Source organism: Bradyrhizobium sp. CSA112 (genome assembly GCF_029051645.1).
Taxonomy (GTDB): domain Bacteria; phylum Pseudomonadota; class Alphaproteobacteria; order Rhizobiales; family Xanthobacteraceae; genus Bradyrhizobium.
Genome location: NZ_JAACFS010000010.1, coordinates 111,339 through 136,051 on the forward strand (window position 1 = coordinate 111,339; position 24,713 = coordinate 136,051).

Here is a 24,713-nt window from a genome sequence, read left to right on the forward strand (position 1 = left end):
TTCCGCGTACATGGCAGCGCGTGGCCGGCTGAGCCGGTTCGTGCGGGACGTTATAAAGGTGAGCGTCACGCTTCAAAGATTTGAAATCTGCAACAGCTTGCGGTCGCCAATCCAGGTTTTCGCAAGATTAGCCTGGGCCTTGCGCATGCCAACGGCATCGCCGCGTGCCTTATTCAGCTCGGCCAGACCGTAATACGACCAGCCGTTGGCGGGTGCCCGCCGCAGCGCAAGCTCGAATTGCTGCTTCGCCTCAGTGTAGCGACCGGCCTGCAGCAAGGCTGCTGCGAGCGACTGCCGGATTGGATAATACCAATAAGGCGGTTCCGTATAAGGCAAGGCATCCTGTAAGTTAGCCGCCTGCTCGAACTGGACGACGGCGCCGTTCTTGTCGCCTTTACCCTGTGCCACGCGCCCCGTGACTACGGTGCGCGCGATACGAAGCACTTCCTGTACCGGTATGTTGGATTCCTTCAGGAGCTTGAAGTCGGACTCGCGCTCCAATTTCTCGATCGCATCGGCCGCCGCCGTTGCGCCCTCGAAGTTGCCCTGCGCTGCCAGCGCCACGCCGCGGGCGTAGAGCCAGATCGCTTTGACGTAGGGGACAGCATCACCCGGGTCGGGTAGCGCCAGGATGGCCTCCGGTGAACTGAACTGCGCGTGCGCGAAATACGGCGCTGCTTTGACGGGCTGCACCAGCGCGATGCCACGGGCGGCCTCATCCGGAATGAGCGTTCCCAACTTCTCCGCGGCTGCAACTACGGTTTTCCCGTCGCCCGCCATTTGCGCGGACGCCATCACGAAGTGCACGTTGTGCGGATAATAGCCCATCCTGTAGACGCCGGGAGGCGCGTTGGTGTCAGCCAGATATCTTTCGTCGACTTTGACAGCGGCCTTATTGTCCTGCAGAGCGTCCAGATAACGCCCAACACGATAATAGATGTGGCTCGGCATGTGCACGAGATGGCCGGCGCCGGGCACCGAATTACGCAGGCGGTCCGCATAGGGCTCCGCGCGCTTGGGTCGGTCAGAGGCCTCGACCGCATGGATGTACAAATGGATCGCGCCGGCATGATTTGGATTGCGCGCCAGCACTCGCTCCAATGTCGGCACGATCGGTACGCTCTGCGGGTTGGGTTCGCGGCCAACTGGCTTTTTCCAGTAATCCCACGGGCTGAGATCCATCACCGCCTCGGCATAAAGCGTGGCGATTTCGTTGTCGTTGGGAAATTGCGCCGCGGCTTTCGCCATTTCGGCGGCATAGGCCTTGTCGAGCGGCGCACGTTCCGCCTTGGCATCGTTGCTGTAGCGCACAGCGAGAGCGCTGATCAGGGCCTGCTCCCGAGGCGTTGCCTTGCCGGCAAGAGCTATCGCCTTCTGTGCGGCGGCATAAGCGGGCGCGATGGCATCCTCCTGCATGGGCAGATTGATATTGGGGCCAAGCACCAATGCTTCGCCCCAGAAACACATGGCGCAATCGGGATCGAGCTTTTGCGCCTTGCGGAACGCGCGTTGCGCCTCACCGTGATTGAAGGCGTAGGCCAGGCGCAGACCCTGATTGAAATAGGCTTGCGCCTTTTCGTTCTTGGTCGTGATCTTGTAGGTGATGGATCCGAGGCCGTCCCATAGCGGCGGCTCGGTGTCCGCGAATGCCGGTGCAGAAGAGGCAGCACTCATCTCCGCGCGCGGCACTTCGGTTTGCGCAAGACGAAGCATCATGCCCGGTCGACCGCTCGCGCCCGCTGTCCTGCAGAGCGCAACATCCGGATCAGCGAGGGAAATGTCCCTGGCGCTGGCGCCTGCGTCGGCGAGAGTTGCAATATTGTATGCCAGCAGCGCCGCCAACGAGGTGCCTGCGAGAGCTGCGGCTCCAGTGGAAGCAAGCAGCGTGCGTGAGTGCCTGGAGATGGCCATGTCGTGCTCCCAAACGTTCGTCTTATGGGTCCTAAGGCGTTTGGAAAGGTTCAATGATTGCTACAAAATGTCGTGCGAGTGCAGCTAAGCCAACGATACTGTCCCAATGTTCCTGCCGCTGAAGCACCGCTCCCACACGTAGATCAGCGAACACGGGTTTACTTGTAGGCGGACAATTAGACACGGCGGGCCAGAACTTCGGCTTGTTGGGTCGATACATCCATCCCCTAACGCTCCCCCACCGCAATCCTTTCGACCTTTTCGTCCTAAATTCCAATCATATTTGGCACCGGGCCTAACCTTGAGAAGGTTGAGCTCTCAAGAGATGCGCTTCGGGGGTGTATGTCCGCAGCATTCCGCGCACGTGTAGGACCTTTTCTGAGATGCGAGCTCATATGCTGATATCGGCCAGGATCCGATCCTGCTGGCTTGAAGTTTTCTACCAGACGGAGTTAACGGGCCGAGTGCTTCGGCAAAGTCCGCTGGGGTAGAGCGGACACGAGATAGACGATTAGCAACGCTCGCTGATGACCCATTGCGGGAGTTTGCCTTGGCCCAGAGCCGACCTATTCCGTCTACCTACTACCGCCATGGTCAAACGGACAAACCGAAGGTCATATGCCCTTAGGCTCGTCAGACGTCAAATGCGCGGCCGTGGCAAATGGATCTGCTTCAGGCCAGACTGATCGGCGCAGAATGACCGAGCTGCACCAAAAATTGTGTCAGTGCCAATTTTGCATGCCGAATGACAGCTACGGCCGGACCATGCATTAGCCGGCATTCGATTGCCAGATTGTAAAAGGAAGCCTTTCGAGCACAACTCAGCTTTATGTGCGCGGGCGTCTCGCAAGGAGGAAGGCCAGACCTCCTAGGACGCTCGATCCAGGCTTCGATGACTTTGGCTTGCCTACGCGGCAATTTAGAGTCGACTATAATTCTGTCTTCTTTTTTGCCCTTCGATTCCGGTCCGCCCGCCGAAGCAATGCAACCGCCTCCGAATGTTCCAGCCAAAGGTGGCTAGATGTGATATCATCTTCAGTACCTGCGGTGATCCGCGGAGGGACAGATCATGACACTGCTTCGGCTGGCAGCCATTGCCGCGACCGCCCTGCTCGCAACGAATGCCGCCTCGGCACAGACGACGCTGCGGATCGGACTTGCCGAGGACCCCGACATCCTCGATCCGACTCTCGCCCGCACCTATGTGGGCCGGATTGTATTTGCGTCTCTATGCGACAAGCTTTTCGACATCGACGAAAAGCTGAACATTGTTCCGCAACTCGCGCTTGGTCACGAGGTTTCCAGTGACGGCAAGACGGTCACCATCAAGCTACGGCCTGCAGTCAAGTTCCATGACGGCGAGCCGCTCGATGCAGAGGCCGTGAAGTTCTCACTAAACCGGCACCTGACCATGACGGGATCGTTCCGCAAACCTGAGATCTCCGTGATCGAGCGCATCGATGTCATCGAACCGCTCACGCTGCGCCTGACCCTCAAGGCTCCGTTCTCACCGTTGATCGCCCAACTGACCGATCGCGCCGGCATGATTGTGTCGCCCAAGGCAGCCAAAGCGGCCGGCGACAAGTTCGGGCTCAGGCCGGTCTGCGCCGGACCCTACAAGTTCGTCGAGCGCGTGCAGCTTGACCGCATAGTCGTGGAAAAATTTAAGGACTACTGGGACAAGGACAATGTCCATATCGATAGGATCGTCTACTTGCCAGTCATTGATTCCACGGCGCGGCTCGCCAACCTCAAGTCCGATGGGCTCGATCTGATCGAGCGCTTGCTTGCAACTGACATCAAGAATGTGCGCTCCGATTCTCGTCTCACGCTCACGGCTGTGCCGGACATCGGGTACCAGGGCATGACGATCAATGTCGCAAATGGTGAAAGAGCCAAGAATCCGCTTGGCGAATCGGCGAAGGTGCGACAGGCCCTGAGCCTCGCAATCGATCGTGAAGCCTTAACGCAGGTCGCATTCGACGGCGTGTACGTTCCAGGCAACCAATGGGTCAATCCGGAGCATCCCTATTTTCAGGAGAGCCTGCCGATACCCAAGCGCGACGTCGTCAAGGCCAAGGCGCTCCTCAAGGAGGCCGGCATCCGTGGACCTGTCGCGATCGACCTCATGGTGCCCCAGGGGCAAGCGGCACAGTCGGTCGCTGAAGTGATCCAGGCCATGGCGGGCGAGGCCGGCTTCGACATCAAGATCCGGATTGTTGAACTCGCGACATCGCTTAAGCAAGCTGAGGCTGGTGAATATCAAGCGTTCCTCCTGGGCTGGAGCGGCCGCATCGATCCGGATGGTAACCTTTACGTCTTCAACGCGTGCAAAGCGCCGCAGAACGTCAGCGGGTATTGCGACAAGGAGGTCGACAAACTGCTTGAAGAAGCTCGTGCTATCTCCGACCCGGCCGAGCGCAAGGCCATTTACCAGAAAGTGGCGCGGAGACTGCTGGACGAGGGTCCAATTCTCTATCTCTTCCATCGCCGGCTGCTAGTCGCGTATACCGTTCGGCTCGAGGGCTACAGGCAAATGCCCGACGGTCTTGTGCGGGTCGTGGGCTTGAGGCTGAAATGACGGCCGCCAAAGTTCGGCCGACTGCATACGCCGCCCATCGCCAGTCCCAATGTGTCTCTCCCTCCACAGCTCTTCTGTGCAGCCTAGCCGCCTTGTACGAGAGTTCTAGCGTTTCGAATCTTGCTCGCCCGGGCATATCCATAGCCGGAGTCGTGCGATGATTCCCACGTCACGATAGTGTCTCCTCTTGGCCCCGTCACGGACGTGTCGAGTACCTTGAGCAAGGTTTGGTATCGCGTGCAAACGAGCGAGCGCTTCGATAGCTTGCTGTAAGAAGATCTTCTGACTTCGGCGAGCTTGCGAGCACCGTCGCTCGCTGCCGCCCACGCTCGCACCGAGTTATCCAGGGCCGCCGCGTGCGCCAAAGTTTCCTGTGTGAGGCTGCGCGCCTTGCGATTGTTCGCCTTAGGCCTGACAATCATTTTTGAGCTATCTAAAGTGCGACCTGCGCCGACAGGATTCATCTGAAATTGTGAAGGCGAGGATTCGAAAATAACTTAAGGTTGAATGTGTGCGCTCTGGCGGAGAATTCAAAAATGCGAAAACTCACCAAAATTAGATCAGAGTCGATTTTCATTTCGCGCTTTTTTGACGTACATCTTCCCGATCGCTGCGCCACGATAGGCGAATCGCCGGTATTGCGATCGTTTAGGATGTGGGGGCCGTTGATGCGTGACCTTCTGCGCTGGCTGGTGGTCGGGCTAGTAATTCTGGCTGCGAAGGAAGCCTTTGCTGACCGCTACATCGATGGCGTGCCGATCCCTGACGACGCGGCGGTAATCGCTGCGGATCCACCCGCCGGGTTCTCTGCCGCATGGGTCGGTCGCTGGGGTGGCGAGCTTAAGCACATCCTGATCGTGGAGCGCATCAAAGACGGTGGTACGGCCGACGTGGTCTTCGCCTGGGGCGATGCCCCGCAACTGGGAATCAAGCGCGGCTGGGACCGGCCGAACGCCCGGATCGACGGCAATACGCTGACGCTCACCGGCAGCAACTACTCGGCCACCTATCGGAGGTCCGCGAGCTGGGTCGAGGCCTCCTACGAGCGCGGGCCACTGAACCGCCGCGCCGAATTGACTCGGATGAGCTTTGCCACGCTGCTCGCGCCCGACATGACGTTTGCCGCCGCCGGGGAGTCGATCATGATCGATTCCGGCCTGCTCGAGAATGGCCAGCCGATCCGGCTCCAAGTGGTCATCTCCAAGCCGGAAGGCGCGGGGCCGTTCCCGTTGCTGGTGTTCAATCACGCCTCGACCGGCAAAGGTACCAACTGCGAATCGTTCAAGCTGGTCACTTTCGACCGTGGGTTCGCAAAAATCTTCGTCAACAAGGGTTATCTCGTCGCCTTTCCGCAACGTCGCGGCCGCGGTAAATCGGACGGTCTCTATGATGAAGGCTTCTATGCTGACCGCACGCTGGGTTACACATGTGAACCGGAGCGCGCGCTCGCCGGTGCCGATCGGGCGCTTGTCGATATCGAGGCTGCTGTTGCGGCGTTGCGCCGGCGGCAGGACGTCAAGAACGAGCGGGTGCTGATGGCCGGGACTTCGCGCGGCGGTGCGCTTTCGATTGCTTACGCTGGGATGCATCCAAACGATGTCGCGGGCGTGATCAACTTCGTCGGCGGTTGGATCACCGAAGATTGTGGCTTGGCGGCAAGACAAATCAACAGCACGTTGCTGGCGCGCGGCGCGGCATTCCAGCGTTCGACGCTCTGGCTGTACGGACTTCATGATCGGTTTTACAGTCTTGGGCACAGCGGCCAGAATTTTGCGGTATTCCGGAGTGCGGGAGGGAAGGGCGTATTCCTCCCGTTCGACATGGACGGCAACGGTCATGAGGTGATCACTGAACCGGCGAAGTGGCGTTCCGATGTCAAACACTATCTCGATGAAATCGACGCGTCGGGCGGGAAGTAGCCGGGGTAGGACAGCGGAAGGCTGTCTCCATTGATCTCGAGCAAGGCTCGATCCGCGCGTTGCTTCCAGTACGGCATCTCATGGCTGACGTAGGTGACAAGCGCTTGCGCGATGTGTTCGCGCGCCTTTACGATGCAGCCGGTCCGTGCCAGCACCTCGCCCCACGACAGGTGACAATGGGCAATCTCCGGCGCCAGCTCGAGCTTTTCAGCCAGCTGGGCGGCTTCCGCGAGACTTTCCAGGGCGACTTCCGTATCGGCGGCATCCTGCAGGCCAACCGCCGCTCCGAGCAGTCGTAGCGCTCCGGGCTCCAGTGCCTTGAAGCGATGCGCGCGGGCCAAGTCGCGTGCCTCCCGGGCAAGCTGGATAGCTTCCGCGAAGGACCCATTTGCCAGACAGGCCCATCCGAGACTGATCGTCGACCAGGCGCTTGAGAACGCATTGTTATTCTGGCGTGCGAGCTGGACCGCTTGGTTTAGCAGCGTCAGAGCCTCAGCAACATTTCCATCCAGCGTGGCAACCTCGCCCATGTCGCGATAGAAGAATCCGGTCAGCGAGTTCAATTCATAGTCGCGGCAGATCTGGAATCCGTGCCGCAGCGAGCTGAGCGAAGCAGCACAGCTCCCGCGTTTGAGGTGGACAAATCCATGGTACCGGTAGGCGAAAGCGAGGTCATAGGCTCGCCTGGTTTCCTCGGCGATCTGGCACGCTTGCGTCGTGTGCGCCAGCGCGCTCTCGAACTCTCCCAACTGGGCCTCGCTGGACCCGAACATGCTGAGATAGATGGGTGAAAGGGTTCCCGTGGTTACCGGGGACCATTCATAGCGGAAGTCCTTGGTGAGCGTCTCGACGAACGGGGCGAACAACTCGACGCTCTTTTTGAGATTGCCCAAGGTGAAGTGGGCGAGCGCCATGTTGAATTGAGCGCCGATCATGACCGGCATATCGTTAGCCTCGCGGGCAATCTCGTAGGCCTGCTGGCATGATCGGAGCACTTGATCCATCGCACCCTGGTTCACCAGCGCGATGGCCTGCGACAGGTATACGTGGGCGAGCCTGGGGCGATCGTCGAGCGCACGCGCCAGCAGTTCGGCCGTCTTGAGATTGTCGTGCACTTCGCTCAGATTGCCCGTCACGACCAGCGCCGACCGCAGGCTCAACCGTATGTCCAGAAGTTGCGTCAGTTTGTCCGGCTCGTCCGGCAGTTCGCTCGCGACCGCCAAGGCCTTGCGGAAGTGCCGCAGCGCCGTCGCGTGTGCGGACTGATCGAGGGCTTTCTGCCCGGCTCTATGAAGATAGGTGACAGCCTGCTTCCACAACTTTCCCCTGATGGCGTGATGAGCCAGCGCTTCGACATGCGAGCTCATGTGGTCGCGGTGCATTTTCTCCAATTGGGTCACGATCTTTGAATGCAGCTTCTCACGTTCTGTCCGCAGCAAGGTCTCGTAGGCAACCTCCTGGATCAGCGCGTGCTTGAACGTCAGCGCACCGTCGGCCTGGCCGGGCGCGTCGCGCACGAAATCCGCGCCCCTCAACGTATCCATACGAGCCTGCAACTCCTGCTCGGCCAGTTGCGCAAGGGATGCCAACAGGTCCAGGGAAAACTCGTTCCCGATGACGCTTGCAATCTGCAGCAGCGACTTGTCCGCGCGCGAAAGCCGGTCGATGCGGGACGCGATGACGCCGTTGATCGTGGGAGGGACCTGTTGAGCGTAGTCCTCCGCAGTGCCCGAGGAGGCCTCGGTCTCCAGTAGGAAACGCGCCATTTCTTCCAGGAACAGCGGGGTTCCGGCAGAGCGCCGCACCAGCTCATTTTTGGCCGTATCGAGTGACGGATCGTTGCCTAGCAGAGCATTGAGTACCGCGTGGGCCGCAGCAGTATCGAGCGGCTCCACCACGATGCGCTGACGTTGCGGCCCGATACCAGCACCCTCCTCGTTGCGCGTGGTCCCGATGATGCAGATCCTGCCCGTACCGAGGTGGCTTGCCAGATCATCGAGGATTTCGCGCGACGCGTCGTCGATCCAGTGCAGGTCTTCGATGACAATTACCAGCGGTCGTGTGGATGCGATGGCCGACACGAAATCGCGGAACGCGTCCACAGCGCGCCGCCGCTTCGTTCTCGGCTCGAGATTGAGCCAATCCTCATCCGCGATGGTCGAGCCCAGAAGATAGGACAATGCAGCGAATGTGCTGGCGCCATTCTGGCTCAGCTCGGGTAGACGATGACGCAAGGCTGAAGCGAGGTCTGGATCTCCGCCTTGCGACATCCACTCGCGCAGCAGCTTACCGACCGCGAAATATTCCGAGTTTAGTTGGTTTGCCGCCGATCCTGTGCGTAGCGTGGTCCAGGTAGACATATCGATCGCCTGCAGCAGTTCGTGCAGCAGCCTCGATTTGCCGATGCCTGGCTCGCCGACGACCGTTACAATCTTGCTCGCGCCTGCGTTGGCCGCGTTGACCACTGCTTGCAACTGGGCTAGCTCTCGCTCGCGTCCGGTGAATGGGGTCAGGTGTCGGGCTACGCGCCCTTCCCATCGGGTCTCCGTGATCACGCTGATGAGCCGATGGACTACAACCGGCAACGGGGCTCCCTTAAAGGTCTGCCGGCCAAGCGGCTCTGTTTCGACGCAGCCTTCCACCTCGCGATAAGTGCTGTCGGAAATGATGGTGCTGCCCGGAGGCGCGAATTGCTCCATCCGGGCCGCCATGTGGACTGAAATGCCGATTGCGTCATAGTCCAGCGACAGGTCAAACCCGACCGATCGTACGAGCACCACCCCGGTGTTGATCCCAACGCGAATTTGGACTTGCCCCCGAGAGGCCGCGGCCACGGCGCCATGCATGGCCACGGCGGCGTTACAGGCCGCCAATGCATGCTCCTCACGTGCTTTTGGGGCTCCGAACAGGGCCATAATGCCGTCCCCTAGCACGCGCGTGATCGTTCCGTCGAACTGGCGGATCACCTCAACCATCGCCTTGATAGCGGGCTCGAGATATTGAAGCGCTTGCTCGGGGTCGATCTCTGCGATCATGCTGGTCGAGCTAACAATGTCGGCGAAGACGACTGTTACCCACTTGCGTTCCGGACGATAGGAGGCGGGCTCCTCCAGCGCCGAGGAAGCCTGCGCTGAAGGCGACTCTGCGTGGCTGGATGCTGGGACGGCGGTGGCACAGCCACCGCAGAATCGCGCCGCGACCAAATTTACGAAGCCGCACTTCGGGCAGACAATGGTCACGGGCTCACCGCACACGCGGCAGGAGCGCTCGCCGCTCGAAAATCTCGGATCCGCGCTACGTGCATGGCACCGCCTGCATTGCACCCGGGACGGAGATCGCCGCCTTTCCCATCGTGATTCCTGACACAAGAACGGGACCCTGTCACCACCGGCGTGCCGACTAGCCCTGGTACAGGAGGCGGTTGCCAGGGGCACGGGATTGTGTCACCGTGGACACATTGAACCGTGGCGGGCCTTGGAGACTTGGCTGTCTTGATGGGTGAGGAACCTTCGATGGCGGACGCGGACAACGAGGACAACGACAAGTTAAAGAAGGATTTTGAACTGCGGGCGTTTGCAGTGGAAAGGAAGATGAGGGGTAAGCGCGTATCCCCGTTGGATCTGACCGATGCGGACTATCTGGCTTGGGCTCGCGTAAAAAGGGCCGCCGAGACCTTGGGCGCCGGATGCACGCACAGCCCTTGTGACGAAGGTTGTGACGATGATGGGGAGGATGATGGGGACGAGCCGACGCCCGGGGGTTGAGAACCTAGGCAACAGAGATTCCTAGTGACCGTCGGCTCGGGACGATCCGCGGATCCCCGCTCGGTGTTTTTCTCAATTGCTCCTGACCTGGATTGGGTCGAACTGCGAGACGGCAGCGTTCTGTTTCGCGGCGACGGCCTGTCCGTTCGGGTTGACGGCGCTTCGGTGCGCGAGTTTGCAGGCTCGATTTTGCCCTTGCTCCGAACGCCGAAAGCCATATCCGAACTGACGAGTGCGCTGCCGCAATACGAGCCTGCCGGCCTGCTGTCGGCCCTTGATCGCTTCTCACAGCTCGGCGTGCTTCGACGCCACACGCAACCCGATAGCGACGCCATCGCACACAGCTCGGCTCCTTGGTTCGCGTTTCTCGAGCGATCAGGCGTCCCGGAATCGACGGCTAGGAAGTCACTCGCCGCACTCAGCATCGGGATCGTAGGACTCGAAGCGCACGGCGCGCACCTGGCCCTGCTGCTGGCGCATTGCGGGATCGGTACGCTGCATCTGATCGACCCCTATCCGTGTCGGACGGAACACATCGGGTGGTCGCCCGCACTGATCCCTGCGGCGCAGCCGTCGAGCCGGGCGGACGCTGTCGCGGCCGCGGTCACGCGGACCGCTCCATCGACGATGGTTGAGGTTCACGGCACCGGCGAGCTGACGAGCCGCGACATCGAAGCGATCGGTGCGCGCTGCACCATGCTAGTGGCATGCATGGATCGTGGCTTTTCCGCCGCGCACCACTGGGTCAATCAGACCGGCTTGTCGCGCAATATCCCGGCCATCTATTCAGACCTCAGCGGGGACGAGGCTGTGATCGGCCCGCTCGTCGTTCCCGGTAGGACGGGTTGCTTCATGTGCTATCGCATGCGGCGGTGGGCGTGCGAGCCCGATTTCGATGCAGCGATGAGCTTCGATAAGCATCTGGACGCGCTTAAGTGTCCCGCGTTGCATCAGCGTGCGCTGCTGCCGATGTTGCCATCGATGGCGGCTAATCTGCTCGGCTTGGAGATTCTCAAATTTTTCCTGCTGCCCGACGTGCCAGATTTGGCGGGCAGGATCCACGAATTCGATGCCCTCGGTCCCAAATTGGAAGGCCATGCATTCATGGAACGATCCGATTGTCCTGCCTGCGGGGGCAAGTTCGAACGCCGGCACCACGGCTATCGCCAGCTGGTCGCAGACTATGAGTTCCGCGGCAATCTGCAGAGCATTGCCGGCGAGCTGGTGAGCGCTCGCACGGGCTTGGTCGTCAGCTGCGAGCCGATCATGGAGGAGGACGCCGACCCGGGCTGGCCCCACCTGTATGCAGCACGCTTGAGCAATCACCGGTTCGGCCATCAACGCGATCGTGGGGGCACGACGACCGGGAAAGGACTTAGCGCCGCAGACGCTTTTCTGACTGCTCTGGGCGAGATTATCGAACGATACGCCGCGTCGGCTTGGAGAGCCGAGGACATCCGGTACGCGCGTCGCGGCGAGCTGGACTCACCTTCGCTCGACCCGCGCGACCTTGTTCTTTATGCGGCCGAACAGTACGGCCAAGTTCCGTACGCGCCCTACTCGGAAGATGCCGTGCTCGGCTGGACTGCCGGCCACTCGCTGGTACGGGACGCGCCAATCCTCGTGCCGGCCATTGCGACGTTCTTCAACTATCGAGCGCGGCGTCCTGACGAGCATCTGTGCCGAGCGACGTCCAACGGTCTCGCGGTGGGACCTTCGCTAATCGAGGCTATTCTCGCCGCCGCCTTCGAGGTGATCGAGCGCGACGCCTATATGATCGCGTGGTTCAACCGGCTCGCCGGTCAAGCCGTAAAGGTTCACGACCACCCGGACGATGGGATTGTGCATATGGCGCGACTGCTGCAGCGCCGCGGCGTCGAGCTGAGGTTGTTCCGCCTGCCCACCGACCAGCCGTGCCACGTCTTTCTCGCGCTCGGTCTCGGCAGTGACGCAAATGGTCCTGCCGCCGTGGTCGCCGTGGCCGCGGATCCTGATCCCGCCCAGGCCGCGCGCAAGGCCGTCCTCGAGCTGGGGCAGATCCGGCCGGGACTGTGCCGCCGATTGCGTGACGAGGCAGAACGCCAGCGTCTTGCCCACCTTCTGGCTACCCGGCGCCCGCAACATCTGTTGGACCACAACTTGCTCTATGCCAGTCACCAGATGCTTCCGGCCCTGGACTTCCTGCGGAAGCAGAGCCCGACGCCCTTCGACTGGTCGTCCGGGAGGCCGGTTGCACCGGCCGAACGCCTTGCATCGCTGCTGGGTTGGCTATCGGAAAACCGCATGGATCTGATCTACGTGAACCTTACGCCGCCCGAGCTGGAGCGCCGTCGCCTGTTTGCCGCGCGCGTGATCATCCCCGGCTGCCAGCCCATCGCTTTCGGTGCAGGCGAGCGGCGCTTTGGTGGAAGCAGGCTCTACGAGCTTCCGGTCAAGCTCAATCTCGCGAAACGTCCCCTGGAAGTCGCCGAGCTGAATCCAGACCCGCATCCGATGGCATGAGTATCCGCCGCCGCGAGCGCGGTGAAACTCCAGGGCTCGGCTACGCGCCGTTCTGGCCGACCGTTAGGGCCTGGTAGACCTCCCTGCGGCCCCGTTCAGAATTCTGCGCCGTCGCGGTCACAGATTGTGAGAAGGCGTCCGCCGTCTCCGCATCGAGTCCGCGCGAGGACATCACCGTGTCTCCCGCCGCAAGCGCGGTCGTGAAAGCGCTGACGAGCCCCTGAGAGGTTATCGGGTCGAACGACATTGCGGCGTCCCCGACAGCGATCCACCGGACACCGGCCGCGGGTGACAGGCGGACCGAAGATGCATTGATGGATCGCCCTACCGAACGTCGCGATCGATCCTCGCCGCGGCGTACGCTCCAGGTCTCGAGGCGCCCGTCGGGGCCGGAAACGCGGTAGGACCAATTGGGTCCGAGGCTCTCTACCTCGAGCCAGGTCGGCTCATCATCAGCATTGTTGGCGTGACTGTTTTCACTGCGTACGGCAACGAGTCGCTCCATGACGCGGCGCCTGGCACCCAGGCGGCGAGCCAGCACTGCGGGCCGTCCGGTTGCATCAACGGCCACGCCCGCCGCGAGGATCAAGTCGCCGGCGCAGGTCCTGATCGAGGCCCGAATCCTTTCGCCCTCGCATTGCGCAGCGACGACCCGGCCGCGCATAATGCGCACGCCGGCTTCACTCGCTGCGGCCCGCAGCCGCACGTCAAATCGCGCCCTGTCTACGACATAGCCGGCGCTGCCGGGGCGACGAAGGAAATCGTCAAACTCTGGCGCCATGGCACCCCAGCGGCGGCGGATGCCAAGGCATGGGCGTACAACCTGCGGATCATGGAGGATATCGACGAGATCCAGCGCCTGTAGTACGAGACAGCCGCTCGGCGGCAGGACCTCAAGCCGGTCGGTCGCGCAACTGCCGGGATCGACCAGCGTGACTTGGCGACCATGACGGGCCAGCAGTCTCGCTGCGATTGCTCCCGCCGGCCCGGCGCCGGCAACGAGCACGTCGGTTTCCTTGATATCGGCCATGATCAGATCTCACCATGGCGGTAGCCCCGCTTCGGCGGTGTGCGAATTGAGGCTTGCGGCTCAAGCGGCGACGGCGAGCTGGAAGGCGCATCGAGCCGCTCTACAGCTTCCACCAACTTCCTTTTCAGATCGGAGCCGGCTGCTTCCGAGGTTCGGCCCTGCTCGTATCGGATGTCTGCAGGAAGGTGCGGCGGTGGAGTCTTTGTCGGGAGGACCATCCCAAGATCAGACCACTCGTCGACCGAATTTCTAATTCGATTGTAGAAATCAAATCCGCGCAGATCGCGAAGCCAGTCGACTCGCAACATGAAGTGTTTGTGCATTTGCGCGGTCAATTTGTCTTTAGCCGGATCGAGCAATTTGGACGGATCAAGTGCCGCCGCGCGCTCGAAATTTGCTTCAGACAGAACCTGGTCGGGATAGCGGGCTCCCCAAAAAGTCGGCATCGAAAGAAAGGTTGCCGGAAAATAAATGTCCGAGGAATTGCAGGAGACGCCATCCGTCTGCCAGGGCAGGCCAAGAAAACGAGTCAGCGCCCCAGCCGCAACGCCGTCGAACGGGCCGCCAGCGCCGATGCATTCGGCCGGCGTAAGGACCGGACCGTAATTCTGCTCGGCCGCCCCGTTCGTCGAGAGGACCTTCAGCCGATACGGGCGTTCCCACACTGAAGCGAGCCGCATCACCCAGGTCATCTCGATTCCGGGATGGAATGGTCCACCCATGCAGTGGTGCAGCGGCGCGCGCTCCAGGTGAGTAACCTGCTGGGCGGGAGTGAGGCTCGAGAAGCTGGGCGGCTGCGGCGGGCCGGACCAGGCGTTCTCGAAGTCTCCCGCGGCCCAACGCTGCAGATGCGCGAATTGTGTCGGCGTGACGGTAAGATGTGCAGTCGCGTGCGGCGATTCGCTAAAGAGTGTGTCGATCCCGTCACCATAGATTTGTGGCAGAACAGGCTCGTTCAGGGTTCCGGGCAGGTTGGGCTCCCGAAACAGCTTGAAAACGTCATGCCGCCATGTCGCCCCCGCTGAGGTCTTGTCGCGCATCCGTTCGATGACGGCGGGGTCGCGTGCATCGAGCGGCGATCCGTGGCCGTGAATGATGAAGAACCCGTGATTGACCCATTGGTGACCTGTGAGCCGATCGAAGATCGGCCAGATGTCTTCGGCAAAGCGGGTCGAGTCTGGTGCCTTGATCCATTTCAGCTTCTGGTAAGTCTCGCGCACGGCGTCGTCCATCGTCACCAGCGCGGTCAGGCCCGGCGCAAAGTTGGGTGGAGCCACGACGACATAGCCCGCCTCGGCTTCCATGGGTGGTCCGTCGTTGAAGGTGACGGTCGCTAGCACCGGACCATCGGAGACATCGTCGTGCCAGCCCACATTATTTGCGTGGGTGATGGGCTTTGCTCCAGTCTGAAATGATTTCGACTTGCCGCACCCGCCGAGGAACAGCAGCCGCCCCTCGGAATCGGTACGCAGTTCTCCGAGATAGACCGGCTTTCCCCAGAAGGCACCAGTGTCGAATTTGACAGCAGCGGCACTCGGTCCCGCGATCTCTTGCGGTGCGGGGACGATATCGAGGCTCTGGCGGCCGGCGGGAACAAAAAGGTCTCTGTTGCGGCGCTTGGCGGGTTTGCTCAATCCGTTCGGCAGGTCCATAGCCTCCTGGAAGTCGTACCAACCGGCCTTGAGATTGGCGATTGCGACGCTCCACGTGACCCTTCCGTTCTTGGCTGTGATTTCCTTGACACTTCCATCTTTCAGGTGCGCGTAGACCCGAAATCGGGCGGCTTGCCGCTTAATGCGGCCATCTTTCGTGCGAAAATCGGCGACAAATCGCGCAAGGCTTCCGTCCGGCAGCATCGGTGGGCCGCCGATAACTTCAGGGCCTATGATGTAGTCATCGTCTCCGACCGCGTTCCCCACACGGGCAATCCCGATTGGAGGATACACCGAGAGTCTCTCTATCGATGCCGGGTCCATCACGTCCTCCCGCTTGTGTAATGCCTCACGCGGTGTGCCGTCCGGGGGGCCCACCTTGGTCTTTGGCGCGGACGTCTCATGTTTGCTGTCCGGCCGTCATGTCAGAACAAGAGGATAGTCGTCTTCGCGTGCCGACCGTTCAAACTAAGAGAATGAAGGAGACGCCGGCCGCTGGCACCAACACCACCCATTCAAAATGGCCGCGATCCGGCACGCCCCCCTGGCAGCTAGGATGCAAGGCTACCTTGGCTATCTATCGACGCGAAAGGGGGGCGATGTCGGTTATTGGCAGATTTTGTTGTAAAAGTCGGCTGCTACCGGTGGGCGGTCGGCCACGTCATTAAGAACAGCTGGCTTTGATCTGCCGGTCGCCTCTACGCAACTACGCAGGTCCCCAGCGGTGGCGGCGTGCGGCCAGCGAGGCGAGCCGTCGCAGGATTTGATCGATAGCGGCCAGAACTCATCCTGGGCGCTTCATGGACCGCGTAGTCGAAGCCGACCGAGCTTCAGGACACGCTTCAGGTGTGCGAACCGCATCTCAATCTTCTTGCGCTCGCGGCGTGACTGCTCGAAGGCTTCAGTGTCCGCAGGCGAGCAGGCAACGTCTCGGGCGCGTTCGTGGATGTCGCGCGGGATCTGGCGCGATGGGTCCTTCGGACAGCACTGGGGTTTGAGCGGTACGTAGCAGTCGAGCTTGCTGGCGCGATACAGAAGCGGCCTGCCTTCGTGCACGCGGAAGTCGCCACGCGAGAACGTGCCGTCGTCACTCTTCGATTTAAGGAATACAGGAATATGTGGCGAGATATCCTTCTCAGCGAATGAAGAGGAGGACTCGATGTCAACGATAACGCCGAACTTTACGTCGATAGGATAGTTGTCGCAATAAGCGAAGAATGCCGATCCCTTTGTGAGCGCCGGTCCGTGGAGCGGTCGCGTGGATGGTCGTTAAGAAGCGAGGATTGTGGGTTAAGTATAACGGCGGCTTATGTCTGCATATTGCTCGCTGCACTTGCTTCCGCGTAACGTCTCATAGTTAGCGCCGCTTCGCTTCCCGTTGCTTCTGCGCGACGGAAAATAGAGCCACCTAGCACATCTGCTACTAGGCCCCTGGTAGACATCTCAGACACGCACACTGACGACCGCTTTCGGAGCAAAAGCGGACGTCGACTATCGCACGATTGCGGTCGCCCTCACTTCCGATCGCTCCCCCGGTGCTCCCCTAAACAAATTCAAAGGCCAGTTTGGACCGTAATTCAACGACTATCCGTAGGCGGACTTAACCTTGAGAGGGTTGAGTTCTTTCACAAGAGTTCGCCAGAGCCCGCCCGAGATTGCGAACGCGAGGAGAACAGGAAGTCATCATTAGAAGTCATCATTATTCGTCCATCAGATGTTATGGAAGAAGCCGGCCAATGACCGACTAGAGCTTGTGGTGGCGACTGCGACGACTTTGCGGTGGTCGCCTCGAAGTTTGCGAAGCGGCGGATGTTCGCCGCTGCCTTGGACGGGTGAGCCTGGAGTTGCGGCTATGAGCTTACGTGCGGAGGGGTTAGATCTTCTGGTTAACGGTAGCCTGAAAAAGTTCGTTCCGATCCGCTTCCGTCGCACTAGGGGGCAAGAGCGCGTCTCTCATCAAGCGTCGCTTCCGCTCCAAGAGCGAATGCAAATTTTGATCGAACGATGCATTTCCTCGCGGCAACAAAGAGATAGGAATGTGAACCTCCACATCGCGCGTCTGACCAATACGCACCACTCGACCGGTGCATTGGTCTTCTACCGCTGGATTCCACCACCGAGACAAGTGAATTACGTGATTGGCGTGGGTAAGCGTCAGCCCTACCCCACCGGCACGGGGCGAAAGGATCATCGCGTCGAACACTTCCGGGCCAACCTGGAAACGATCAACTCGCGCCTGGCGAGTGACACCAGCGACACTGCCGTTGATAATCATCGGCGGAGCAGCCATGCCATATCGCCGCTGGATAATCCCCGCTATACGGGCCTGTAGATCTAGGTCGTCCAAAAACACCAATGCCCGCTCACGACGCGAAGCAATAGAATCGAGCGCATCAAATGCAATTTGCATTCTTGCGGAAGCAGCGATGAAGTCGCTATCCGACATCAGCGAATTTCCACCCGGATGAAGCGATATGGCCCTCATACGCTGAAGTATCTCTAGAACCGCTCCGGGTTTGTTGATTTTGCGCGCATCTTCGATAGTCGCTTCGTATTGAGCCAATTGCGCGCCTGACATGACTGCTTCGGACACACGTTGCACCGGTCGCGGCAAATCGGGAAGCTTATCTTCCTTGAGACGACGCAGCAAAAGGGGCGCCCTGCCGCCATGCCAAACATCAAGAAATGATTTTAAGAGACGGAGGCGCTCTAGATCAGGATCCTTCTCATACGACGCACTAAAGGTTTTCAGGTCACCTAGGCACGCTGGATGAACAGCGTCAGTAATGCACCAGAGATCGGCCAAACGATTCTCAACTGGTGTCCCAGTCATGGCAAGCCGAAACTCTGCGTTCATAGCCTTCGCAGCGTCGGTGACTCGAACTCCGGGCGTTTTGATCTTTTGAGCTTCATCTAATAGCAAGGCTGAAAATCGCACTTGGCCGAAATCGCGATCGTAATCTCGCAGTGTTTCATAGGTTGTGAGCACCCAATCAGTTTTTCGAAGTGCTTCAACATCGACACCAGGACGCCCGTCAGATGAAACCTTGCGGATACCCGCAAGCGCTCGTCCGTAGGCCTGAACACAATGACCGAGACCCGGCGCCGAGAGGTGACGATCGTGTTCCGCTCGCCAGTTCTCGAGAAGACCCGTAGGCGCTACGACAAGTATCGGCGCACGCTCGATGGCACCCGATGCCATCCCATCACGCAACCAGGCGAGAAACGCTAGACTCTGAAAGGTTTTTCCAAGGCCCATGTCGTCCGCGAGAAGAACTCCCGGGCGACCCGAGGCCCACGCCTTCTGAAGCCAGTCAAGGCCTTCAACTTGGTGATGCTTAAGTCGTGAGGCAAGGCCAGACGGCAATCCGAGAGGGGGAGAAGACCTTTTTGCAAAATTACCTTCAACCTGGATCTCTTGCTCGTTCGGCTTGATAACCAGAGCTTTTTTGTCGGGACTTGGCTTGGCAGCCTTTCCCGAACGTGAGGTAACATCATTCGATTGATCAGGCGACGATCGGGCCCTCTTTAGAGCTTCCAGCGATGCAAGCGCTTCGTAGGAAGCCGGGACGTCGATCGTTCGTCCCTCAATATCTATCGATACATTTTTTTGATCCGCACCGATCGCATTCTCGATACGCGTCTTGAGCTGATCCGCTTGGTCATCCGATAGAGGAATAGTCTCTGCGCCGATAATTATCCCGGCTGCGTTTTCTGGTGCGCTCGGCCGTTCTGTATCTCCGATGCGATCGATTTCAGGACCAAACCAGCTGGTTGTTCCTAACTTTATCCAAGGAAGAACACGAGGCTGCCAAAGCCCCAGTCCAATAACCCGTTCCGAATAGTTTGAGGTCTCGCGGAACACTGACTCAACAACCGTCTCGTCAGTTTCCTCTCCCAATGCCTCCCGCAAAAATGCCCTAGGAGACGCTAGAAGGGCTCGTTTTGTCGCGATTGGCGAAGATTGGACTCTCCGGACTTCCGCAAGCGCCTTCCGCAGCGGTGGGGAGAGAACAAGGTATTTGCCGTTACCGAGCGCGTAAACCGCTCGAGCTGTCCCAAAACGATTGAATTGATCTCGGCCAAAAGCAACTTGCTCGTCAGTCGACAAAAGCAGATCTTCGGGATTTCCACCCGCTCGATGAAGGATGGGCTCAAGCTTAGCGTCGTTTCCACTGCCTACCAAATCCAATGAAAATGCGTCTGCGACCGCGATGGTTATTTCGCCGATAAGTCCAGTCGTCTCGACTGAAGCCGATGAAATAGCAGCGGGAAGGACCTCGCGTAGCGAGGCGATCGCCTTAAGGCGCTCTCCCAAATCGTCATCAGCGAGCACATTCAGCCGATCTACCCCTTCAGCAATCTCAAATAGCGCATCGGGTAGACGCTGCCACTCATTGCCGACCCGTAGCCAAGCACCCGTTCGTTTGGCGCCTACTATTGGCTGCCGACCTCCACGCCGCCAATTTAGCTTGATACGAAAATCCGGACGAGCAATTATTCCTGTCATTTCGAGGTGAGCAACCACATCAGAAATCGGCGGCAGCCCTAGACTCTTGGCTTCGCTAACCGACAGAGATGAAACCGCTCGATGCTCAATAAAAACTGTGTCATCTTCCGATATCGCAGCGCCAGCAGCAATGAGACGCTGAGCGAGGTCGACGCCAGGCAGTAGAGACGATGGTGCTTCGATCGACCATGAATCCGCGGGAAGAATACCGCGAGGACTGCCCATGCGGAGTTCAGTCGCTTCGGGTGTCACCTGATACTCGAAACGACAGCTCATCGAGGCCGCCAGTCCGCAGGGGAAAGCACTATCTGCGTTCGTCGCGCAAGCAGTTCAGCGGCGCTCGCCTGCCATAGATTGCGGTCAGAGCCTATGTGACTGAGACCCATTCCATCAGTCGAACCGTTCGATCTAAACCTAGCGCTAGGCGGGAAAGGAAGGCCCTTTCCCGTCAATTCGGTGCGTGTGTATCTCGCATTGCCAAGACGGGGTGCGTTCGACCAATCAGCCGGCCAAGCGCGCAGTTTCCCGTTATGACTCCACTCGCAAAATACTAGATTTTTCACCCGCAGGAGCAATACGGCTTGATCACCACTCGCTCCATCAAGGCGAGCATATGCTCCTTTCAGATCTTCGACTGCACGGGCGGAGGCGTGAACCCGATTTCCCAACGCAAGCCATGCCTCGACGGTCGCGTCTTTCTCCAGGCACGCGGACCAAAACGCCTCTCGATATCGCCAATGAGTATCCAATGCGTGGTCAGATATGAGGCTAAAGAATGCCCTCAGTGACGCTCGAGTTAACCACCGGCGCATCAGATTGATCGCTGGCTCGCCTGCCTCCTGCCAGCGTTGCGGCTTCAAACGAGGATCATCGAGATGTTCTAGTAGGAAGTTTTGGATCTGAAAGCGAATTGATTCCTCTGGTTCATTTCCTGCCTCTAGCCATGGCCGCAACAATCCCCGCGCCATTTGACCGCGAGATTTTGGCTCCGCAAAGCGAAGGGCCCCTTTTGGCGCGAGAAACGCTAAGGTACGCTTCAGAGATCGATCAGCATCCGATCCCGTCAGAAAGCCTGAAGCCTTCATAACGATCTCTTGCTGCACCGTGCGCATATAGTTGCCGGCTGCGCGCAACGGATCGTGAAAACCGGCGGCGGATAATTCTGCATCGAGCGCTTCTGAACTCACAATTAGCCGGCTAGCAAGTTTTTGTGGTCCCTCATCGGCATTGAATATCTCGAATCTTCGATCGGTGGCTCGCCAAAACTCCAAGCGTGGATTTGGCCGCAAAATCAAAAGCTGTCGTATCGCCATTCCTGTGCGCTTAATAGTAGGATTGTCACGCGAGAACGCCCTTAGCCACGCTTCAATCAGAGCGCGCGCGGTCGCATTCGACTTGTAGGCTTGCGCCCAGACTGCTTGTAGCAGGCCGGGAAGATCTGCAAGAGGCTGCTTCTCGGTCCAAAGGAGCCACACCGAAGTGCGCAAATCACTCTGTAGATAGTGACCCGCACCTGCGGAGGAGGAGGATTTGATAAGGCGATTACGAACGACGTCCAAAATCGCATCCGCTGGCAGCGAGATTGCGGAATCAGACGCGTTCAGTGCATCAACCGCTTTTGCGCTCTCCGATTTTACCGGAAGCCTCGAAGAGGCCCGTGGAAGGAGCTTTGCGAACGCGTTCAATCGATCGATTGCCTGCAAGGCGTGTGTCATTGGCCATTGCCCAACGCATGTTGGATCTGTTCACGTAACCGCATCAATTCGTCAGATGTGCGGGAAGAAAGAACGAATCGAAGATCGATGCGACGATTTTTTTTAAAGTCGGCCTGCGAGGATCCCAAAGCATCGGGCAGCGGGCGGCGTTGCCCATAGCCCGAAAAACCCAACAGAGGCTGTTGGTCAGAATTTCGTAGTGTATCCAGGGCTGGCTGGGCCTGTCTAAGCTCCTTGAAGACATTCAGCGCTCTGTCCGTCGACAACCTATCGTTTCGGAGTTCGGAGTCTTTCGCAACAATGAATCGAGCCGGCGACGGCGGCACCGGCTGAGCGGGGAGCGTGCCCCCGGTTGGGGCTGGGGTAGCGGATGGGGCAACAGTGCTTTTGTACGCCTGTCGATCCGTGTGCCCTTCCACCAAGACAGTTTCTAGGATTGGCGCTACGGTGCCGCATACGGAGGCATCTCCTCCATGGACGTAGCAAGGTAGGGTGCTTGCCATTACCGCGGCGAGCGTTTGCAACTTCGAGAAGTTTTCCTTTCCGATTGTTGAATCTCCTGTCTTAAAAAGGAGGTCTTCGGGAAGGCGGAGAATGCCAGATGTCGGATCAATCGAAACCGAAACTCCTCTATTACTAAGGGACTGCTGCAATGAGATCAGCAGTTGACCGCGTGCGGTCTCGCGATCCCTTATGTCTTTCTCCAATTGAGCAACAGCAGCGAACAACAGCGTTCTGAATCGATCATTTTCGGCTTTGCTCGCTTCCGCGCGCGCCGCCTCCCGATGGGCGATCAATTTAGCTTCCGTGGCGAGTTCCTCGGCCACTGCGGCGCGTTTTTGCGCCTCAATTAAGTCCGCTAACTTAGCCTTTTGTTCTTGTTCAGCATCTCGGAAGTTTAATGCAAAGACCGTTAGCAAGAGCAGGAAGATAAAAAGGATGCCGACCATCATGTCGCTGACAGACGCGAAATAGCCCTCTCCGCCGCCTTCCTCGGCTATATCCATCACTGCCACTTGAATGCTCCGAAATTTGCCACTCGACCATCAATCACGGCCGGACCGAGCATAATCAGGCCCTCAATCTGTTGCCGACCGGATCGAAGTCATCGAGCGTGTCCTGGAGGCCCTTAACCAGATTTCCAAGTTGAGTTGCTGCCTTTGCAAGGTTCTCATCGGTTCCAGTCACAAATTCCTGTACCTCACGCGTGAAGCCCTGCAGCCCATTCTGCAAAGCGACTAGCGTCTTCGATAGCTCTTGATCGACGCCCTCGAACCGCTGAGACGCAGCCGCCAAACTTTCGATCAGACGCCCAGCGGCGGTGTGGGTGACATCCAGCCGTTGAGCTACGCCGGCAATTTGATCTACCGAACGGCCGATAATTTGAGCGACCTGGTTCAATGGCTCAGCAGCATTCCTCGCGGCTTGCCCCGCGAGTTTCATTTCGTTTGCTGTCGCGGCCAACGGGGTTACGGCCTCTTGCGTAGCGCGCTGTAGATCGGTCATTTTGTCGACCATCGCGTTGGTGGCGGCGCCTATATCAGAGACACGGCCCGCCAGACTTTCTGACGCGCTCACGATACGGAGAGCCGATTGTTCGGCCTCTCGCTCCCATGTCTTGCTTGTGTTGGTAGCGGCATCACCAAGTTCGCCCGCGACCCTTGAGGCGGTCGACTCGAACGTAGCCGCGGCGGCTCCAACTCGCTCCGCCAGAGCGGTCAAGGCTTCCGTGCCAGTAGTTCGACTATTTTCAGCGAGCAACCGCAGTTCTTCCACAACGGCTTCGAGCTGCGTAGAGAGGCGCGCGGAGCTCTGTGTTGCCTGCTCTCCGATACGCTCTTCCATGCCGACGGCAGCGGCAGTGAGGCTCTCGGAAACGCCTCGAGCAGCCTGCTCAAACATTTTGGCAGCTGCTTCGATTCGTTCCGACATATCACGACCGGCATTGGTCCCCGCCGCACTTGTTTGATCGACGATATTCCTTAGTCCATCCGCTAGTCCGCCAATCTGGTCCGTAATCCGCGAAAGCGCGGCTTCGGCACCTTCGCCCATCCGACTAGCCATCGCATCAGCGGATTGCGCCATTCGCTCGGCGGCATCTCCAAGGCCTGACTGAAGACCTTCGAGCCGTGAGCTTAGACCCCCGAGGCTTTCCGCAACCTCTTGCATCCGATCGCCGGTTCCGCCTTGGAGCCGTTGAACGAAGGTGTCCAGCATGGCTTTCAGCGCGTCTTCATTTTTTGAGCCGACGCTATCAGCAAGACGTTGCATGGCGCTTGTCAGGGGCGCGATGTGCTCGCCCAACCGATCATTGAACGCGCTATCAAAAGCTGCGCCAAGGTTGACCGCGAGATCGGTCGAAAAAGTCTCTAATTGGGTCGACTGGCGCTTGAGAAGTTCGTTCGCCTCTTGCTGCAGGGCGACAGGAGTTAGGAGAGGAACCCTCGTTTCTAAGACCGTCAAAAATCCATCGATCGCTCGCTCAATTCGCTTCAAACAGCCCTTGCGAAATAGCGCGTACCAAATGGAGAGCAGCAAGCCGATGAGTGACGTGATGAACTTGAAGGATGCTGTATCGAGTAAGACCTTCAAGGCATTATTTCTGCCTGCCTGATCTCCTCCTCCAATGATCCCCCCCGCTGTTCCAAGCGCGGCAGCCAAGCCGAGAAAGGTGAACAGCAGGCCGGCTCCAACCAAAAGATTCGGAAGGGCAGCATGATATCTTGCATCTACTCCAATAGCCGGAACCCGCAGAAGACCCGTGTCGAACCACGCTGCTGCCCGTGTAGTAGCGCGTATTGGCCGATTGCCTTCCTGAGGCAAGACTAGAGACTCGGTATACTCGCGCCAGCGCGAGCCCAGAACCGGGTCGGCGCCAATTTTGGGCGAGATGGCCTCGTAATTCTCGGCAAACTCCGTAGGATTACGGGCTTTTTCAATCACGCTTTTGGCGACGCCAAGCGCGCCAATTAATCGGTTCGTACCCCGCGAAAGTGACACCCCCGATGCGAAAGCCCATAGCACCAGCACTATGCCTACGCCGAAAACCGTCTCTCTATGAGAGACGAATTCGGCGACAACCTGCATTTCCATTGATATTCAGGCCCCAATAACTAACCCTAGGGCAAC

General features: G+C 59.2%; 13 protein-coding genes. 4 read left to right on the plus strand and 9 right to left on the minus strand.

The genetic code is table 11. The annotated features are described in order from the left end of the window. Positions 1-72: 72 nt before the first annotated feature. A complete protein-coding gene (locus GWE18_RS19260; protein ID WP_275187283.1) occupies positions 73-1,911 on the minus strand; it encodes a hypothetical protein in 1,839 nt (612 codons plus the stop codon). Positions 1,912-2,980: 1,069 nt separating this feature from the next. Between GWE18_RS19260 and GWE18_RS19265 the strand changes: the two genes are divergently transcribed. Both GWE18_RS19265 and GWE18_RS19270 read left to right on the plus strand, forming a co-directional pair. Beyond that, positions 2,981-4,492: an ABC transporter substrate-binding protein gene (locus GWE18_RS19265; protein ID WP_275187284.1), complete on the plus strand. Its 1,512-nt coding sequence runs from the start codon at positions 2,981-2,983 to the stop codon at positions 4,490-4,492. A gap of 668 nt (positions 4,493-5,160) precedes the next feature. Continuing rightward, positions 5,161-6,411 carry an alpha/beta hydrolase gene (locus GWE18_RS19270; protein WP_275187285.1) on the plus strand — a complete coding sequence of 417 codons (1,251 nt, stop codon included), beginning with the start codon at positions 5,161-5,163 and terminating at the stop codon, positions 6,409-6,411. Here GWE18_RS19270 and GWE18_RS19275 read toward each other — a convergent pair. After that, a complete protein-coding gene (locus GWE18_RS19275) occupies positions 6,375-9,650 on the minus strand; it encodes an adenylate/guanylate cyclase domain-containing protein (protein ID WP_275187286.1) in 3,276 nt (1,091 codons plus the stop codon). The two genes, GWE18_RS19270 and GWE18_RS19275, sit on opposite strands and share 37 nt — an antisense overlap. Before the next feature lie 273 nt (positions 9,651-9,923). Here GWE18_RS19275 and GWE18_RS19280 point away from each other — a divergent pair, with 273 nt between their 5' ends. Together GWE18_RS19280 and GWE18_RS19285 are read left to right on the plus strand one after the other, a co-directional pair. Continuing rightward, positions 9,924-10,175 (plus strand): hypothetical protein, encoded by a 252-nt coding sequence (locus GWE18_RS19280; RefSeq protein WP_275187287.1) that lies wholly within the window; start codon positions 9,924-9,926, stop codon positions 10,173-10,175. A 24-nt stretch (positions 10,176-10,199) separates the two neighbouring features. Beyond that, positions 10,200-12,677 carry a TOMM precursor leader peptide-binding protein gene (locus tag GWE18_RS19285; protein ID WP_275187288.1) on the plus strand — a complete coding sequence of 826 codons (2,478 nt, stop codon included), beginning with the start codon at positions 10,200-10,202 and terminating at the stop codon, positions 12,675-12,677. A gap of 40 nt (positions 12,678-12,717) precedes the next feature. Here the strand turns inward: GWE18_RS19285 and GWE18_RS19290 are convergent, their stop codons facing one another. The 7 genes from GWE18_RS19290 to zorA form a co-directional block, all read right to left on the minus strand. Beyond that, on the minus strand, positions 12,718-13,707 hold the full coding sequence (locus GWE18_RS19290) for an FAD-dependent monooxygenase (RefSeq protein WP_275187289.1): 990 nt from the start codon (positions 13,705-13,707) through the stop codon (positions 12,718-12,720). A gap of 2 nt (positions 13,708-13,709) precedes the next feature. Continuing rightward, positions 13,710-15,683 (minus strand): LodA/GoxA family CTQ-dependent oxidase, encoded by a 1,974-nt coding sequence (locus GWE18_RS19295; protein ID WP_275187290.1) that lies wholly within the window; start codon positions 15,681-15,683, stop codon positions 13,710-13,712. Between the two features lie 474 nt (positions 15,684-16,157). Next, entirely contained in the window at positions 16,158-16,415 is a 258-nt protein-coding gene (locus GWE18_RS42320) for a transposase (RefSeq protein ID WP_342804275.1), read from the minus strand. Positions 16,416-17,232: 817 nt separating this feature from the next. After that, the gene (locus GWE18_RS19305) at positions 17,233-20,145 is read right to left on the minus strand and encodes a DEAD/DEAH box helicase (RefSeq protein WP_275187291.1); all 2,913 of its coding nucleotides are present in this window, start codon (positions 20,143-20,145) and stop codon (positions 17,233-17,235) included. After that, positions 20,142-21,584 carry an EH signature domain-containing protein gene (locus GWE18_RS19310; protein WP_275187292.1) on the minus strand — a complete coding sequence of 481 codons (1,443 nt, stop codon included), beginning with the start codon at positions 21,582-21,584 and terminating at the stop codon, positions 20,142-20,144. Before GWE18_RS19310 ends, GWE18_RS19305 begins: the two co-directional genes overlap by 4 nt. Next, the gene (locus GWE18_RS19315) at positions 21,581-22,600 is read right to left on the minus strand and encodes a hypothetical protein (RefSeq protein WP_275187293.1); all 1,020 of its coding nucleotides are present in this window, start codon (positions 22,598-22,600) and stop codon (positions 21,581-21,583) included. Before GWE18_RS19315 ends, GWE18_RS19310 begins: the two co-directional genes overlap by 4 nt. 55 nt (positions 22,601-22,655) lie before the next feature. Further along, positions 22,656-24,677 carry an anti-phage ZorAB system protein ZorA gene (gene zorA / locus GWE18_RS19320; protein WP_275187294.1) on the minus strand — a complete coding sequence of 674 codons (2,022 nt, stop codon included), beginning with the start codon at positions 24,675-24,677 and terminating at the stop codon, positions 22,656-22,658. Positions 24,678-24,713: the final 36 nt, after the last annotated feature.

What these genes read in the sequence shown, in the direction of transcription:
- GWE18_RS19280 (WP_275187287.1), top strand. Translation starts at nt 9,924, where the DNA reads ATGGCGGACGCGGACAACGAGGACAACGACAAGTTAAAGAAGGATTTT.
- GWE18_RS19270 (WP_275187285.1), top strand. Translation starts at nt 5,161, where the DNA reads ATGCGTGACCTTCTGCGCTGGCTGGTGGTCGGGCTAGTAATTCTGGCT.
- GWE18_RS19305 (WP_275187291.1), bottom strand. Translation starts at nt 20,145, where the DNA reads ATGAGCTGTCGTTTCGAGTATCAGGTGACACCCGAAGCGACTGAACTC.
- zorA (WP_275187294.1), bottom strand. Translation starts at nt 24,677, where the DNA reads ATGGAAATGCAGGTTGTCGCCGAATTCGTCTCTCATAGAGAGACGGTT.
- GWE18_RS19310 (WP_275187292.1), bottom strand. Translation starts at nt 21,584, where the DNA reads ATGACACACGCCTTGCAGGCAATCGATCGATTGAACGCGTTCGCAAAG.
- GWE18_RS19295 (WP_275187290.1), bottom strand. Translation starts at nt 15,683, where the DNA reads ATGGACCCGGCATCGATAGAGAGACTCTCGGTGTATCCTCCAATCGGG.
- GWE18_RS19260 (WP_275187283.1), bottom strand. Translation starts at nt 1,911, where the DNA reads ATGGCCATCTCCAGGCACTCACGCACGCTGCTTGCTTCCACTGGAGCC.
- GWE18_RS19265 (WP_275187284.1), top strand. Translation starts at nt 2,981, where the DNA reads ATGACACTGCTTCGGCTGGCAGCCATTGCCGCGACCGCCCTGCTCGCA.
- GWE18_RS19290 (WP_275187289.1), bottom strand. Translation starts at nt 13,707, where the DNA reads ATGGCCGATATCAAGGAAACCGACGTGCTCGTTGCCGGCGCCGGGCCG.